We start from the raw sequence: 399 nt of genomic DNA, 5'->3' as shown, positions 1-399 counted from the left end.
GACACCCTCTACATCATGTACGGCTCCACGCCGCAGACCGAGACCGTTGACCTGAATGCCGGTAATCTGCTGAACGTCGAAAACGTCACGTTGCTCGGTGCAGGCCGGTTCACCGTCATGGGGAATGGCTCGAACAACACACTGACCGGCAACAGCGGGGACAACATCCTCGACGGCAGTGTGGGTGCCGACACCCTGATCGGTGGAGCCGGAAACGACACTTACGTGGTCGATAACTACGGCGACGTCATTATCGAGAGCAGCACCCTGGCCAGTGAGATCGACACCGTTCGCTCCTCCGTCAACTGGGCACTGGGCGCCAACCTGGAAAACCTCACTCTCACCGGCACCGGCAACATCGCCGGTAACGGCAACGCCCTCAACAACGTGTTGATCGGC

1 protein-coding gene is annotated in these 399 nt (G+C 59.9%); it reads left to right on the top strand.

Translation table 11 applies throughout. The annotated features are described in order from the left end of the window. A partial coding sequence (locus ACW9IR_RS29690) for a calcium-binding protein (protein WP_457466175.1) occupies positions 1-399 on the top strand: 399 nt, incomplete at both ends.

The organism is Pseudomonas sp. SDT291_1_S447, assembly GCF_054070155.1.
The sequence above is the reverse complement of the archived record's forward strand: the minus strand, read 5'-3'. Positions and strand labels throughout refer to the sequence as shown.